Source organism: Anaeromyxobacter oryzisoli (assembly GCF_022690765.1).
GTDB lineage: Bacteria > Myxococcota > Myxococcia > Myxococcales > Anaeromyxobacteraceae > Anaeromyxobacter > Anaeromyxobacter oryzisoli.
Genome location: NZ_JALCZA010000016.1, coordinates 1 through 15,838, shown reverse-complemented (window position 1 = coordinate 15,838; position 15,838 = coordinate 1). Strand labels below are relative to the sequence as shown.

Below are 15,838 nucleotides of genomic sequence, written 5' to 3'. Positions count from 1 at the left end.
GTGCGTCGGTCCGTCATAGGTTTGGGCAAAACAGGAACAGGCGCATGCTCCTCGTGAAGACCCTCCTCGAGAAGAGCCCGATCCACGGCATCGGCCTGTTCGCCGCCGAGCCGGTCCGTAAGGGGACGTTGATCTGGCGGCTCGATCCCGCGATCGACGTTCAGCTCACCGCGTCGCAGATCGAGGCGCTCGCGCCGCCGGCGCGGGCGCAGATCCGGAAGTACTCCTACCGCGATCGGGTGCTCGGCACGTACGTGCTCTGCGGGGACGACGCGCGCTTCTTCAACCACGCGCCGGATCCGAACTGCCTGGATCTGCCCGACGCGAAGGGCGGCACGACGGTCGCGGCGCGCGACATCGCGGAGGGCGAGGAGCTGACCTGCGACTACGCGGCGTTCGACGCGGACCACGCGCAGTATGTCGAGCAGGCGCTGGAGTGGCGTCGCCGCGCGCCTGCGGGGAGGACGCGATGAGCTCTCGAGGGATGGTCGTGGCGGCTGCGGTCGCGGCCGCGCTCGCGTGGGCCGCGCCGGCCCGGGCAGGGATCGAGCTCGGTGCCGGGGCGGACTACCTGCCGGATCCGGCGAGGGGGGCCTTCCAGCTCACCCTCGCCGCCGACGCCCCCATCGTGCAGGTGCCGCACGTCGCGGTGGGTGGCCGCTTCGGCGTGCTCGGGATCACCAACCCCGGTCACTTCGGCATCCCGATCGACGCGCGGGTGCGGCTGCTCGCCGGCCCCCTCTACCTCGAGGGGCTCCTCGGGCCGTGGATCATCGTCGAGGACTCGAACGAGGTCCGCTTTCACGGCGCGGGCGGGATCGGGGTGCACCTGCCGATGCTCGACTTCGGCCTCGAGATCGGCTCGCTCGCGGGGAAATCGATGATCGGGCTGCGGTTCGCGGTCCCGATCCCGATCCTCTGATCCTTCCCCGCCGGAGCTAGCGAGCCGGCTCGCCGCGCGCGGGCGGCGCGGCGGCGGCGCGGGCGGCGCCCTTCACGGCGAACTGCTCGGTGACGACCTCGAAGGCGCCGACGACGCGGCCGTCGGGGGCGCGGAGCGGGACCGCCGAGTACAGGATGTGGAGGTCGAGCCCCTCCGGGTGGGCGTCCGCCTCGCTGCTCGCCTCGCCGCCGCGCTGCATCGCGCGGAAGCACGCGCAGCGATCCGTCCGGCAGTCGGTGCTGCGGAAGCTGTCGTAGCACCTCGTGCCGACCAGCTCCGCCTGGGTGCGGCCGAGGAGGCTCGCCCCGGTGTGGTTCATGTACCGGATCTCGTACTCCGGGCTGACGATCATCGCCGGCGCCGGCAGCGCGTCGAGGTGGCTCACCAGGGTGGAGAGGGTCGCGTTGACGCCCTCGACGATCCGCCGGAAGTCACCCCGGTGTCGCGACGCGTCGGCGCGCGTGTCGAGGCGTCCCTCGACGGCCGCGTGGGTGAGCCGATCCATGTCCTCGACCACCCGGCGCACCTCGGCCTGGGCGGACTGGAAGCTCCGGGTGAGCTGGTCGCGGTCGGACCGGAGCACGAGCGGGGTGGAGAGATCGCCGTCGGCGATCGCGGCGGCGCCGCGGGCGACCTCCTGCAGGTACGAGATCGTGCCGCGGAACGCGTCCGCGAGCCGGCCGACCTCGTCCCCGGACCGGTACGTCACCGCCTGCTGGACGTCGCCCTCGGCGATCCGCTCCGCCGCGACCGCCATCGCCTCGAGCGGCGCGGCGATCCGGGCCGCCGCGCGCCGGGCGGCCCAGACGCTGAGGACCACGAGGAGCAGCGCGAGCCCGACCACCGCGCTCACCGCCGCGAAGAGCGAGGACTGCACCTGGCGGAGCGCGGCGACCGCCTCCTCCCGGTCCATGTCGGCGACGATCACCCAGTCCCACGGCCCGAAGTAGGTGACGGCCGCGACCCGCTCGCGACCGTCGCGGGGATCGGCGTACGAGACCTGCACCGTCTCGCCGGGCGCGGCGAGCGCAGCCCGCACGATCCGCTGCACGTGCTCGTCCCCGCGCGCGTCGCGGGCGCCCCACGCGTCCTCGCCGTCGGCGTGGCCCGGCGGCGGGATGACGTAGTGGCCGCGCTGGTTCCCGGTGCCGCCGAGCACGTACATGACGCCGGTCCGCCCGATGCGCGACGCGGCGACGCCGGCGCGGATCCCCTCGAGCGCGTCCTGCCGGAGCCCGATGAAGAGCATCCCGGCGATCCGGCCGGAGGCGTCGCGGATCGGCTCGTAGCCCGACAGGTACCAGGCGTCGAGCACGCGGGCTCGCCCGCGGTACGGCTCGCCCCGGAGCACGGTGGAGACCACCGGGTCCGGGCGCCCGTCGGGATCGACGGCGGGGATGTACGTCCCGATGGCGCGCCCGCCGGCCCGGTCCGGCACGGTGGTGGCGACACGGAGCATGTCCCCGCGCTCGTTCATCCGCTGGAACAGGGTCGCCTCGGCGCCGACGAGCTCGCGCACGCGGTCCACCAGGATGGTCGGCCTGGAGGCGTCGGAGTTCTGGCCGGTCCAGGTGCCGCCGAGCAGCAGCTTCGCCAGCACGACGTCGGAGACGCTGCCGTCGAGCTGGTTGCGGGCGTGCCAGGTCACCGTCTCGCGCGAGAAGGAGAGGGGCCCGGTGCGCTCGAGCTGATCGCGGGCGACCCGCTGGCTGCGCGGCACCTGGGCGGACAGCTCCTGGTGCGTCGCCCCGCAGAGGGTGCGGAGGTCCCGGGCCGCCCGGGTGAGGCTCTCCTCGGCCAGGCGGCCCATCCCGGCCTCGACCTCGCCGGCGACGCGGCTGCGCTGGACGGCGAACACCGCGAGGAACGCCGTGACGAGCAGCGCCGTCGGGAGCAGGGCGACGACGAGGATCTTGCGACGGAGGTCGAGATCCCGGGTCGAGAGCGTCTTGAGCAAGCCGTTTCCTCCGTCGCGAGCGATCACACGGCCGGCATAGTGCACGAACGAGGCCTGCAATGGAAACGAGCGGGAGAGCGCACGCACGGACTCCCGGTGCATCCCGCCGCGCCGTGCGGAATGGCGCTCCCGGAACGGCCCCTGCATGTATTCCGGACGCCCTCACTTGAGCGATACGTGACAGTGCCGGTAGGCTGCGGCACCGTGCGACGGGATCTCGCGGACCGCCCGGCGATCAGGCGCCAGCTCGATCGCGCGTGGGCGCGCTTCGTCGGCGACGGCGTCCTGGACGGCGTGCGCCCGGAGATCGCGCGATCGTGGACGCGCGCCCGCGACGTCTACCGGATCGATCGCACGATCTGCCGCGCGCCGGTCGTCCCGACCGACGACCTCTGGCAGCGCCGCTGCGAGGAGGACGAGGCGTACGTGGCCGCCGGCCCGGTCCTCGAGGCCTTCTCCGCCCGGCTCCGCGAGGCGGGGCACGTCCTCGCCCTCTTCGACGCCGCCGGCTGGCTGCTCCACCTGGGCGGGGACCCCGCGGTGGCGGACGCGCTCGCCACCGCGAACTTCCGCCCCGGCGCGAGCTGGCGCGAGGACGCGACCGGCACGAACGGCCCCGGGACGACCCTCGTCGAGCGCTGCGCGACCGAGGTGTTCGCGTCGGAGCACTTCGTCGAGGCCTGGCACGGCTGGACGAGCGCGGCGGCGCCGATCCTCGTGCCGGGCTCGGACGCGCCGGTCGGGGTGGTGGATCTCACCGCACCCTGGGACGCTCCCGCGCCGCCCGCGCTCGCGACCGCGGCCGCGATCGCCGCCGCGATCTCGGAGCGGCTCCGGGCGCGCCAGGCGGTGCGCGACGGGATCGTCCGCTACGCGCTGCGCGACGCGCGCGACTCCGGCGACGCGCTCGTGGCGGTGGACGCGCGCGGGCGCGTGCTCGAGGCGAACGGCGCCGCGCTGCGCCGGCTCGCGCTCGAGGACGGCGAGCTCCCCGTGGACGCCCGGGACCGCGTGCTCGCCGCGCTGCGCGGCGCGGCCGGCGCGGGCGACGACGCCCTCCCGATCGAATGGGCCGGCCACGGCGGCGACCGGCGCCGGGCCTTCGCGTCGGTCGTGACGCACGAGGGCGCGGCCGTCGGCGCGATCCTGCGGGTGCTGCCGCCCGCGACGACGGCGCGGGCCGCCCGCGGCGCGCCGTCGCCGGCCGCGATGCGGGAGGCGTTCGCGCCGATCCGCGGACGCTCCGAGGCGATCCGGGCCGCGATCGACCTCGCGCGGGTGGCGGCGCGGAACGACCTGCCGGTGGTGCTGGTGGGCGAGTCCGGGACCGGCAAGGAGCTCTTCGCGCAGGGGATCCACGCGGCGAGCGCGCGCGCGGAGAAGCGGCTCGTCGCCCTGAACTGCGGCGCCATCCCGACCGCGCTCGTCGAGGCCGAGCTGTTCGGCTACGAGCCCGGGACGTTCACCGGCGGCCAGCGCGAGGGGAAGGCCGGGAAGCTCGAGGAGGCGAACGGCGGGACGCTCTTCCTCGACGAGGTGAGCGAGCTGCCGGCGCAGGCTCAGACCGCGCTCCTGCGCGTCCTGCAGGAGCGCGAGGTCGTGCGGCTCGGCGGCAGCCGGGCGCGGCCGGTGGACGTCCGGATCGTCGCCGCGACCAACCGCCGGCTGGACGGCGAGGTCGCTGCCGGCCGCTTCCGGCACGATCTGTTCTTCCGCCTGAACGTGCTCTCGATCCCGATCCCGCCGCTCCGCGACCGGCTCGAGGACGTGCCGCTCCTCGCCCGGACCTTCCTCGCCGAGGCGGAGGAGCGGATGGGGCGCGTGGGGCTCACGCTCTCCGACGCGGCCCTGGAGGTGCTCGCGAAGCACCGCTGGCCCGGGAACGTCCGTGAGCTCGAGAACGCGATCATGCGGGCCGCCGCGGTGGTCGCCGCGCCGCCGATCGAGCCGCGCGACCTGCTGCTCGTCGATCTCCGCGGGCTCGCGCCGCGGGGCCGCCCGGCGACGTGCAGCCTGCCGTGCCAGCCGGACCCGTCGCTCCCGTGCGAGCAGGGCGCGAGCGGCCCGTGCGCGGCGGGCGCCGGGCGGCGGCCCGAGGCGTCCGCCGCGGAGGACGAGCCGGGGCGCGAGGAGCTGGTCGCGGCCCTCGACGCGTCGGGCTGGAACATCGCCCGGACCGCGAGCTCGCTCGGAGTGTCGCGGATGACGCTCTACCGGCGGCTCCGGAAGTTCGGCATCACCCGCTGACGCTCCCTCCGGCGCGCTGCGACCGTCTCGCCGGAGGCGTGACATGTCACGCGACTCGCGTGACAGACGGGGCGCCTCGGCTCGGCAACGGGTGCGCCGGCAGGGCCGAACGGCCTCCGGACGCGCGGACGTTGCGCGGGAATTCCGCTCTTCGTCCGGGTCGCGGATCCTCTCCGCGTGGCAGGCCTCTTGCTCTAGGCGCCTCCGAAGGTCGCCAACCCCTCGGCGACCCAGGCAAATAGACAGGAGCACTCGATGAATGTGAGCAGGAGAGGCTGGTTGAAGCTCGCCGCCGGCGGCACCGCCGGGCTGGCGCTCGCGGAGCTCGGGCTCGGCCCGAGCGAGGCGAGGGCGGCGACGAAGGGGCTGAAGCTGGAGGGCGCGAAGGAGTTCACGACCGCCTGCAACTTCTGCTCGTGCGGCTGCGGGATGGTCGCGCACGTGAAGGACGGCCAGCTCGTCAACCTCGAGGGCGATCCGGATCACGTCATCAACTTCGGCGCGCTCTGCTCGAAGGGCGCCGCGATGAAGGCGACCCACGACTCGCCGCAGCGCGTGAGGGCGCCGCGCTACCGGGCGCCCGGCTCCGATCGCTGGGTCGAGATCAGCTGGGACGAGGCGTACGAGAAGCTCGCCGCCAAGCTGAAGGCGGTCCGCGAGGCGACCTGGACCGCGACCGAGAAGGACCAGGACAAGGACGGCAAGGAGGTCGAGTACCCGGTCAACCGGACCGACGCGATCGGGCTCCTCGGCGGCGCGCAGCACACGAACGAGGAGTGCTACGTCTTCAACAAGATGGGCCGTCTCTTCGGGACGAGCTTCGTCGAGCACCAGGCCAGGCTTTGACACAGCCCCACGGTCCCCAGTCTGGGGGCCTCCTTCGGCCGCGGCGCGATGACGAACGGGTGGGCTGACCTCCAGAACGCGAAGGTCTTCCTCATCGAGGGGTCGAACGCCGCCGAGAACCACGTGATGTCGATGCGGTGGATCCGCAAGGCGCAGCAGAAGGGCGCCAAGATCATCCACGTGGATCCCCGCTTCAACCGCACCTCGTCCATCGCGGACATCTACGCGCGCATCCGCCCCGGGGCGGACATCGCGTTCCTCTCCGCGGTGATCAACCACGTGCTCTCGAACCGGCTGTACGACGAGGAGTACGTGAAGCTCCACACGAACGCGCTCTTCGTCGCGAACGAGGCGTTCGGGTTCGACGAGGGCGTCTTCTCCGGCTACGACCACGAGAAGCACAAGTACGACCAGAGCTCCTGGGGCGTGCAGGTGGACGCGGCGAAGAAGCCCGTCAAGGCCAAGAGCCTCGACGACCCGCGGTGCGTCTTCGCGAAGCTGAAGGCCCACTTCGCGCGCTACACGCCCGAGGTCGCCGAGCAGGTCTCCGGCGTCCCGGCGAGGCAGGTGGTGGAGATCGCCGAGACCTTCGCGAAGAACCGGCCGGGCACGATCCTCTACGCGCTCGGCATGACCCAGCACACCGTCGGCATCCAGAACATCCGGTGCTACGGCATCCTCCAGATGCTCCTCGGCAACATCGGCGTGGCCGGCGGCGGCGTGAACGCGCTGCGCGGCGAGCCGAACGTCCAGGGCGCCTGCGACATGTCCGTGCTCAACGGCTACATGTTCGGCTACCTGAACTACCCGAGCCACAACGAGCCCACGCTGAAGGACTGGACGAGGAACAACGGCACCTTCCGCCAGAAGATGACCGTGAACGGGCTCAAGGCGTGGTTCGGCGAGAACGCCACCCCCGAGAACGACTTCGGGTTCGGGCTCCTCCCGAAGAAGAGCGCGAAGAAGGACTACTCGGTGTACGGCATGATCGACGCCGCGTACGCCGGGACGCTGAAGCTGCTGTGGGTGAACGGGCAGAACCCGATGGTCACGAACCCGAACCTCGGGTACGTGCACGAGGCGCTCTCCAAGCTCGACATGCTCGTCGTGCAGGAGCTGTGGGACACCGAGACCGCGTCCTTCTGGCAGCGCCCGGGCAGCGACCCGAAGGCGATCCAGACCGAGGTCCTGCTCCTCCCCGGCGCCTACTTCATGGAGAAGGAGGGCACCATCTCCGGCTCGGGCCGCATGGTGCAGTGGCGCTACCAGGCGGTGAAGCCGCCGGGGCAGGCGAAGACCGACCTCGAGATCCTCGACGCCGTCTTCCGCCGGGTCCGCAAGCTGTACGAGGGCTCGACCGACCCGAAGGACGCGCCCATCCTGAAGGGCACCTGGGGCTACGCGCCGGGCAGCCTCGCCGAGGACGTGCTGAAGGAGATCAGCGGGCGCGTCCTCCGCGACGTGACGCTCCCCGACGGCAAGGTGCTGAAGGCGGGTGACTACGTCGGCGGCATCGGGCAGCTCCAGGCCGACGGCTCCACCTCGTCCGGCGTCTGGATCTACGCGGGCATCTTCGGCGGCGGGAAGAACCTCTCGAAGCGCCGCGACAGCGCCGACAAGTCCGGGATCGGCTTCTACAAGGACTTCGCCTGGTCGTGGCCGGGCAACATGAAGATCCTCTACAACCGCGCCTCCTGCGACGCCTCGGGCAAGCCGTGGCCGAACGCGATCCCGATCGTCGCGTGGGACGAGACCGAGAAGAAGTGGAAGGGCAAGGACACGCCGGACGTGCCGGACCCGCTCAAGGGCCCGGACACGCCGGAGGGCCAGCGGGCGTTCCGCATGAACGCCGAGGGCGTCGGCCGGCTGATCGCCGGACCGTTCAAGTCCTACAAGGCCCCGGCGGACGAGCTGCCGGTGGACGTCTCCTACGTCCCGAAGGACGGCCCGATCCCGGAGCACTACGAGCCGGTGGAGAGCCCGGTCCCGAACGTGCTGCACCCCGCCCAGCAGAACAACCCCGCCCTGAAGTACCCGCGGGTGAAGGCGAAGCAGCCCATCGGCACGGCGAAGGACTTCCCGTACGTGCTGATGACGTCCTCGGTGTCCGAGCACTGGTGCGCCGGGTCCACGACCCGCAACGTGCCGTGGCTGAACGAGCTCGTGCCGGAGCCGATGTGCGAGCTGCCGGAGGCGCTCGCCGCGAAGCTCACCGTGAAGACCGGCGACCGGGTGAAGGTGTCGTCGGCGCGCGGCGCGGTGACGGTGAAGGCCGTCGTCACGAAGCGCATGCAGGTGATGCGGATCGCCGGCCAGGACGTGCCGGTGGTCTGGATGCCCTACAACTGGGGGTTCAAGGGGCTCAGCACGGGGCCGAGCACCAACGACCTCACCATCGACGCGGTCGATCCGGGGGCCAGCACGCAGGAGACCAAGGCGTGCCTCGTGAACGTCGTGCGCGCGGAGGAGACCGTCGCGCGGCGGTAGCCGAGCCGCGCGCGCTCGCGAGGAGACGATCATGAGCAAGGCCACTCTCATCGACACGACGAAGTGCATCGGGTGCCGCTCGTGCCAGGTCACCTGCAAGCAGTGGAAGGACCTGCCGGCGGAGAAGACGCAGCTCCAGCCCGGGCGGAAGGGGATCCAGAACCCGACCACCCTGTCGGCGAAGACGCTGACGGTCCTGACGTACGGCGAGATCGAGGACGCGAAGGCGCCGGGCGGGCTGCGGTACGTGTTCGCCAAGCGCCAGTGCATGCACTGCGAGGAGCCGGCCTGCGCCGCGGCCTGCCCGGTGACCGCCCTCCACAAGACGAAGGAGGGGCCGGTCACCTACGACGACTCGAAGTGCATCGGGTGCCGCTACTGCGTGTGGGCCTGCCCGTTCGGCATCCCCACCGCGGAGTGGGACTCGCTCGCGCCGAAGATCCGCAAGTGCGACATGTGCCACGACCGGCTCTCGCCGGCCGCCCCCGACGCCCGGAACGGCGCGGCGCTCACCGACGAGGAGCGCAAGCGCTTCGCCGCCGCGCACTCCGTGCCGGCGTGCGTGAAGCAGTGCCCCGCGGGCGCCCTCACCTACGGTGACCGCGAGGAGCTGCTCCGGGAGGCGCGGGCCCGCATCGCCGCGAGCCCCGGCAAGTACGTGGACCACATCTACGGCGAGAAGGAGGTCGGCGGGACGAACATGCTGTACCTGTCCGCCGTCCCGTTCTCGGAGCTCGGGTTCCGCACCGATCTCCAGACCGAGCCGCTCCCGCGCCGGAGCGCGGTGGCCCTCGGCGCGGTGCCGCCGGCCGTCATCGGCGTCGGCGCGGCGCTCGGCGGCGTGTACGCGCTGTCGAAGCGGAAGGCCGAGGTCGCGAAGGAGGAGGAGCACCACCCCGAGTTCGCCCCGGTCCCGGCGAAGAAGGTCTGGACCCCGGCGAACGTCGTCCTCGCGGCGCTGATGGCGTTCGGCGGGCTCTCGTTCCTCGCCCGGTTCGCCCTCGGCCTCGGCGGCTCCACGAACCTCAGCGACACCTACGCCTGGGGCCTGTGGATCGTGTTCGACCTGGTGTGGATCGCCGTCGCCGCCGGCGCGTTCGCCACGGCGGGGCTCATCTACGTGTGCCAGCGGAAGGACCTGTACTCCATCGGCCGCTCCGCCGTGCTGATGGGGCTCCTGTCCTACTCGTTCGTCACCGTCACGCTGCTCGCCGACCTCGGCCTGCCGTGGCACTTCTACCAGCTCGGCCTCCAGGCGCCGCACCACTCGGCGATGTTCGAGGTCTCCTGGTGCGTCGGCCTCTACGTCACCGTCCTCGCGTTCGAGTTCTTCCCGATCCCCGTCGAGAAGCTCGGCCTGAAGCGCGCGCTGGAGGCGTGGAAGCGGTGGTCGCCGTGGTACGTGGTCTTCGCCGTGTCGCTGTTCGTGTACCTGATGTCGCGCAGCGTCGCGTACACGGCGGCCGCGGCGGCGGTGTTCGCCGTCCTCGCGGTCGCGTTCCGGACGAAGCCCGGTGAGAAGCCGGTGCCGATCCTGCTCGCCGTCGCGGCGGTCACCCTCTCCACCATGCACCAGAGCTCGCTCGGGTCGCTGTTCCTCCTCATGCCCGACAAGCTCGACCCCGCCTGGTGGTCGCCGGTGATGCCCGTCTACTTCTTCCTCTCGTCGGTCGCGGCGGGCCTCGGCCTCGTGGTGCTCGTCGAGCTCTGGATCGCGAAGGTCTTCGAGCGGAAGGTGCGGGTGGCGCAGCTCGCCGCGCTGGGCAAGATCGCCTTCTGGGCGCTCCTCGTGTACGAGGCGTTCCGCGTGGGCGACCTCGCGGTCCGCGGCCAGCTCGGCCACGCGCTCTCGCGGCCGCTCTTCCTCGCCGAGGTGGGCCTGGGCGGCGTCGTGGCGCTCGCGCTGCTCGCGACGGACGGGCTCCGCCGCAAGCCGGCGGCGCTCGGGCTCGGCGCCGCGCTGGCGACGGGCGGCATCGTGCTGAACCGCGTCAGCGTGGTGGTGCTCGGGATGACGCTCCGGGGCTCCGCCCCGCAGGACGCGCCGGCCCGGTACTTCCCGAGCGTGGTGGAGTGGGGCGTCTCCATCGGCCTCATCGCCGCCACCATCTTCCTCTTCGGGATGGCGGTCCGGACCCTCCCGGTCCTCCCGAAGGAGGAGGCGGAGCAGCACTAGCCCGCGCCGGATCGAACCCACGCGTCACCCGCGCTCCCGGCGGCCTTCGCGTCGCCGGGAGCGCGTCCTTCTGGTATTGCGAGCGCCGCGGGAGCCGTGGCGGCGTGCCTCGGCTCCCCCGCCGGTCCCGGCTTCGGCGCTCGTCCTCCGTTAGACAGGCAAGGTCATGATGACGGTCTCCGAGTGGATCCAGGCGCGCCCGTTCCTCGCGAAGCTCGCGGGGGTGCAGGGGCGCATCGACGCGACGATGGACGCCTTCCAGCCCGCGCCGCTCGCGCCGCCGGCGTGGGACGCGTACGCGCCGGAGCACGCGAGCGGCGTCCCGCTCCTCCACTCCGCCAGCGCCGCGATCGAGCTCGCGCCCGCCGCGGCGCTGCTCCGGACGGTGGCCGCCGATCTCGCCGGCGCGCCCGTCCCGCCATCGCTCGCCTTGCAGGCCGGCGAGCTGCTCGCCGGCCTCGAGGCCGCCCCCGGGGCGGCCCTCCAGGCGATCACCTGGCTCGCGCGTGGCGAGGGGAACCCGCCCGCACGCCACGCCGGCCTGCTCCGCTACCTCGGCTGGAGCGCGCTCGGGCGGGCGCTCGAGCCAGTGAAGGACGCCTACCAGGCCTGGCCGCAGGCCGCGGAGTGGCGCTCGCCGCACTGCCCGACGTGCGGGGCGCAGCCGGCGCTGGCCGCGCTCGTCGCCGAGGGCGACGGCCGGGCGCGCCTGCTCTGCTGCGGCCAGTGCCGGACCCGGTGGGCGTGGAAGCGGCTCGGCTGCCCGCACTGCGGGAACGAGGCGCAGGACCGGCTCGAGGTGCTCGAGCTCACGGGCGGCGACGGCCTCCGGCTCGACGTCTGCCGCTCCTGCAACGGCTACGTGAAGACGATCGCCCGCGAGCCGGTTCAGGACTTCCTGCTCGCCGACTGGACCACGATCCACCTCGACGTCCTCGCGCGCGAGCGCGGGCTCGAGCGGCGCGGGGCGTCGCTGTACGAGCTGTAGGGAGATCCCCGGGGTCTCGACCGGCGATCTCGTATCGGAGAGCCGCTGCCTCCCCGCGTGCGCGGGGATCGGCCACGCGGTGTATCTGGTGGGGCTGCGGCGCTCGCGGCGGTGCGCCCAGCGGTTCGAGTCGCCGCTCGGCGGCGCTCGGGTGTGCCTGCCTCCTTCGGCGTCACACACTGTACGTGATTATCGCCGGGTCGGCCGAGCCCCGGGGTCCCACGTGACGTGCCGAGGGTGCGTTCGCCGGAGCGTGTTGGCTCCGTGCGAGGTGGTGTGATGACGAGCGTTTACGCAACGTGATTCGACCGCGACGGCAACTCCATGGGATGGTATGGAGTTTTCACTGGTAGACCGCGGATGCCCCCCTTTTCCCCGCTACTCAGCGTCGAACGACCCACCCCCAATGTGGACGTTCGCCCTGGAGAGGAGCTGCTCATGCTGCGCGCGGGCCCCTGGCGGGTGCTCGCCCCGCTCCGCCACGTGGCGCGCGTGTACCCCGCGGCGATGCCGGCGGCGCGCCCATCGGCGGCGCCGGCGGTGGTGGTGGACGGCGTGCAGTGGCCGGTGGTGTTCGTCGAGGGGCTGCTCGGGGCACGGACGGTCCAGCTCGACCCGCGCGACCAGCTCGTCGCCGTGAGCGACGGCGCGCGGCGGCTCCTGCTGTGGGTGAACGCGGTCGAGGATGTCGTGGAGCACGCCCCCGCGCCGCCCCCCGGGGATGGTCCGCGGCCGGAGCTCGTCGCCGGGTACTCCGGGGCGCGGGCGCTCGCGGTGCTGGACGTGTCGCGGTTGCTGTCGCTCGCCGGCGCGGCGAGCCAGGGAGAGCCATGAAGCGGATCCTCCTCGTAGACGATAGCCGGGTCACCCGGGAGCTCATGAAGGTCTACCTCATCGCCCGGGACGTCACGCTGCTCGAGGCCGCGGACGGCGCGGAGGCGCTCGCGAAGGTGAAGGCGGACCCGCCGGACCTCGTCCTCGCGGATCTCCGCATGCCGCAGCTCGACGGGGTGGGGCTCTGCGAGGCGCTCCGGGCGGATCCCCGCACGCGCGGCGTGCCGGTCCTGATCCTCACCTCGGAGCGCGACACCGAGTCCGCGATGCGGGCGCGCTCCGCGGGCGCGCGCGAGGTCCTCCGCAAGCCGATCCAGCCCCAGCCGCTCCTCGAAGCGATCAACCGCCACCTCGCCACGGACGCCGCTCGCCCATGACCTCGCCTGAAGCCGCCGCGCTCCACCGCAGCATCTACAACCGCATCCTCGTCACCGCGATCCCGAGCGCGGTGGTCGCGGCGTACGTCTTCGGGCTGATCATCGGGCTCGACGACGCCGCGCTCATCAGGGCGCTCGTCGGGCTCCTCGGCCCGATCCTCGCCCTCGCCGCGCTGCAGCAGTACCTCATCAGCCGCGGGCTGACGCGCGCGGCGGTCGCGGAGCACCCCGGCGAGCCCGCCGGCGCGCGGCTGGTGCGCCTGCTGGTGCTGCCGCGCAAGATCGAGCTGCTCTCGAACGTCTCGACCTGGGTGGTGGGCGGGACGATCTACGGCCTGCTCGCGGTGATCTTCTACGGGAAGCCGCTGGCGATCGTCCCGATGGCGACGGTCGTCGCGCTCTTCGCCTCGCTGTTCCCGGGCATGATCCTCGTGCTGCTCATCGAGGAGGACGTCCGGCCGGTCGCGCTGGCCGAGGCGTCGCGCGCGCCGGGGCTCTCGCCGAAGGGCGGCGGGATCTTCTGGCCGCGGCAGCGCTGGGTCCTCCCGTACGCGTTCGTGGTCGCCGTGCTGTCGCTCCTCGTCTTCTCCGGGATGGTGCTGGTCTCGAAGTACGACCAGTCCGTCACGACGCTCCTCGACGGGCTGCGCGCCGCCGGCCAGGCGATCAAGGCCGACGCGCTGCGCGCCGACCTCGATCACGCCGCGCGCGTCGCGGTCCTCCCCGTGCTGGGGATCGCGCTCGTCATCCTCGGGGCCTTCTGGACGACGGGGCTCCTCCTCGCGCGCCGCCAGGCGGCGGCCGCCGCGGAGGTGGAGGCGTCGCTCCGCGCGATGGCGGCCGGCGCGCCGCGCCTGCCACGCTGGGTGGCCACCGACGAGATCGGCGACCTCGCCTTCGCGACCGCCGGCATCTCCGAGGAGATGCGCCGCATCTTCGAGCAGCTCCAGGCGATGGCGAAGGGCGATCTCACCCGCGACCTCGACGGCGAGAGCGGCCTCATCCAGGCGTTCCGGGACTCGCGCACCGGGATGCTCGAGCTGTCCCGCCGGATGGCCGCGCTCTCGCGCGGCGAGGCGATCGAGGGCGCCGCCATCGCGGGCGATCTCGGCGACGCCTTCGGGCAGCTCCAGCGGGCGTTCGAGGCGATCGTCGGCCAGGCGCGGACCATCGCCGAAGGCGACCTCCGCCGCGACGTGGAGGTGCCCGGCGCGCTCGGCGTGGCGATGCAGCGGATGACCGGCAACCTGCGGACGGTCGTGGGGCGGACGCAGGGCGTCTCGGGCGACGTCGGCAACATCGTGGTGAGCCTGCAGTCCGCGGCGGCCCAGCTCTCCGCCGCCACCACGGAGCAGGTGGCCGCGGTCACCGAGACCGCGAACACGATGACGGAGATGGCGCAGACCTCCGCGGTGTCCGCGGACCGCGCCGGCGAGCTGATCCGCCAGGGCGAGGCGTCGGCGGCGGTGGTGGAGGAGGGTGGCGCGGCGGCGGAGACGGCGACGCACGCGATGGCCGCGATCTCCGGATCGCTCGAGCGGGTGGCGCAGGCGTCGGCCGCGCTCGCCGAGCGGGTCCAGCGCATCGACGGCATCACCGAGACGGTGTCGTTCCTCGCGGACCAGTCCTCCACCCTCGCCATCAACGCGGCGATCGAGGCGGCGCGGGCCGGCGACGCGGGCAAGGGCTTCGCGGTCGTGGCGCGGGAGATCCGCGCGCTCGCGGCGGACTCGCGCAAGGCGGCCGCGGAGATCCGGGAGATCCTCGCGGAGATCCGGGATCGGACCGGGCAGGTGGACGGCGCGGTCGGCGCGGGCACCCGCACGGTCGAGGACGGCGGCAAGCTCGTGCAGCGCCTCGGGGAGGTGGTGGGCCAGCTCGGCGTGACGGTCCACGACTCGGTCGGCCTCATGCGCCAGGTGGAGGGCTCCGCGCGTCAGCACCAGGCGGGCGTCGGCCAGGTCTCGCAGGCGCTCACCAACATGCAGAAGGCGTCGGAGTCGATCCGCGACGGCGCGCGCCTGCTCGGCGAGCTCTCGTCGAAGGCGCACGAGCTGGCGGCGAGCCTCCAGAAGGCGGCGGGCGCGTACACGCTGCCTGGAGCGCAGACGTGAGCTGTTCGCGGCTCGGCGTGCGGCGCGCGCTCGAGGCCACCTACGGGCTCGCGCTCGAGGGGCTCTCGGAGGATCAGGTGGACGCCGCGATCCTCGCCGCGGGCGCCGGAGACCCCGCCGATCCGGCGTACCTGGCGCGGGTCCTCGATCGGTTGCCGATCGACGAGAGCTGGCTGTTCCGCGACGACGGGCTCTGGGAGTGGCTGCGGGACGAGATCGGCCCGCAGCTCCTCGACCGCGCCGCCGCGCGGGGGCGGCCGGTGCGCATCCTGTCCCTGGGGTGCTCCGCCGGGCAGGAGCCCTTCAGCCTCGCGCTGCTCTTCCTCGACCTCCTCGAGGGCCGGGGCATCCCGCCGTCCGCGGCGCCCGCGTTCGTGCAGATCGTCGGCCTGGATCCTTCGCCGGCGCGGATCGAGGCCGCGCGCGGGGCGACGGTGCCGGGGTGGTCCGTCCAGCGGTGCCGCCCGGACTGGCTGCGCGGGCGCGTGCGGCTGGAGGATCCCGTCTCCGGTCGCCACCGGGTCGATCCGGCGGCGGCCGCGCTCTGCCGCTTCGAGGTCGGGAACCTGCTGGAGGTCGCCGCGAACGGGGCGGCGCCGCTCGGCGGCCAGGACCTCGTGTTGTGCCGCAACGTCCTCATCTACTTCAGCGCCGCGGAGGCGGAGCGCGCCGCCGCCGCGCTCGCGCAGGGGCTCGACCGGGAGGCGCTCCTCGTCTTCTCCGCGCCGGAGGCCCACCTCCTCGCGGCCGGCGGGCTCGCGACCGCCGGCCACCTGGGCGCCGGCCGTTCGCCGGTCGCGCCGCCGCCACCCTTCGCGCGGCGGCGCGCGCGCCTCGCGGCTCGACGGCTCGTCGCGGCGGTCCGGCCA

Annotated in this window: 11 protein-coding genes; 10 read left to right on the top strand and 1 reads right to left on the bottom strand. The window is 73.3% G+C overall.

Annotated elements, in window-relative coordinates; all coding sequences use genetic code 11:
• Positions 1–44: 44 nt before the first annotated feature.
• Together MNZ27_RS07835 and MNZ27_RS07830 are read left to right on the top strand one after the other, a co-directional pair.
• Positions 45–473: an SET domain-containing protein gene (locus MNZ27_RS07835; RefSeq protein ID WP_242393487.1), complete on the top strand. Its 429-nt coding sequence runs from the start codon at positions 45–47 to the stop codon at positions 471–473.
• The gene (locus MNZ27_RS07830; RefSeq protein WP_242393486.1) at positions 470–922 is read left to right on the top strand and encodes a hypothetical protein; all 453 of its coding nucleotides are present in this window, start codon (positions 470–472) and stop codon (positions 920–922) included. Before MNZ27_RS07835 ends, MNZ27_RS07830 begins: the two co-directional genes overlap by 4 nt.
• Before the next feature lie 16 nt (positions 923–938).
• Here the strand turns inward: MNZ27_RS07830 and MNZ27_RS07825 are convergent, their stop codons facing one another.
• Complete coding sequence (locus tag MNZ27_RS07825) at positions 939–2,900, bottom strand: Cache 3/Cache 2 fusion domain-containing protein (RefSeq protein WP_242393485.1); 1,962 nt, start codon at positions 2,898–2,900, stop codon at positions 939–941.
• Positions 2,901–3,104: 204 nt separating this feature from the next.
• On the opposite strand from MNZ27_RS07825, the gene MNZ27_RS23955 reads away from it, so the two are divergent.
• The 8 genes from MNZ27_RS23955 to MNZ27_RS07780 form a co-directional block, all read left to right on the top strand.
• Positions 3,105–5,147: a sigma-54-dependent Fis family transcriptional regulator gene (locus MNZ27_RS23955; RefSeq protein ID WP_242393484.1), complete on the top strand. Its 2,043-nt coding sequence runs from the start codon at positions 3,105–3,107 to the stop codon at positions 5,145–5,147.
• 255 nt (positions 5,148–5,402) lie between these two features.
• A complete protein-coding gene (gene fdnG / locus MNZ27_RS07810) occupies positions 5,403–8,480 on the top strand; it encodes a formate dehydrogenase-N subunit alpha (protein WP_277957711.1) in 3,078 nt (1,025 codons plus the stop codon).
• Between the two features lie 31 nt (positions 8,481–8,511).
• Positions 8,512–10,656, top strand: a complete 2,145-nt coding sequence (locus tag MNZ27_RS07805; RefSeq protein ID WP_242393481.1) for a 4Fe-4S dicluster domain-containing protein — start codon at positions 8,512–8,514, stop codon at positions 10,654–10,656.
• Positions 10,657–10,822: 166 nt separating this feature from the next.
• The gene (locus MNZ27_RS07800; RefSeq protein WP_242393480.1) at positions 10,823–11,644 is read left to right on the top strand and encodes a formate dehydrogenase accessory protein FdhE; all 822 of its coding nucleotides are present in this window, start codon (positions 10,823–10,825) and stop codon (positions 11,642–11,644) included.
• A gap of 438 nt (positions 11,645–12,082) precedes the next feature.
• The gene (locus MNZ27_RS07795; protein WP_242393479.1) at positions 12,083–12,478 is read left to right on the top strand and encodes a hypothetical protein; all 396 of its coding nucleotides are present in this window, start codon (positions 12,083–12,085) and stop codon (positions 12,476–12,478) included.
• Entirely contained in the window at positions 12,475–12,855 is a 381-nt protein-coding gene (locus MNZ27_RS07790; RefSeq protein WP_242393478.1) for a response regulator, read from the top strand. The genes MNZ27_RS07795 and MNZ27_RS07790 overlap by 4 nt, the downstream gene beginning before the upstream one ends.
• Positions 12,852–14,969 carry a methyl-accepting chemotaxis protein gene (locus MNZ27_RS07785; RefSeq protein WP_242393477.1) on the top strand — a complete coding sequence of 706 codons (2,118 nt, stop codon included), beginning with the start codon at positions 12,852–12,854 and terminating at the stop codon, positions 14,967–14,969. Before MNZ27_RS07790 ends, MNZ27_RS07785 begins: the two co-directional genes overlap by 4 nt.
• Positions 14,966–15,838, top strand: an 873-nt coding sequence (locus MNZ27_RS07780) for a CheR family methyltransferase (protein WP_242393476.1), incomplete at its 3' end; no start/stop codon positions are given. The genes MNZ27_RS07785 and MNZ27_RS07780, both read left to right, overlap by 4 nt.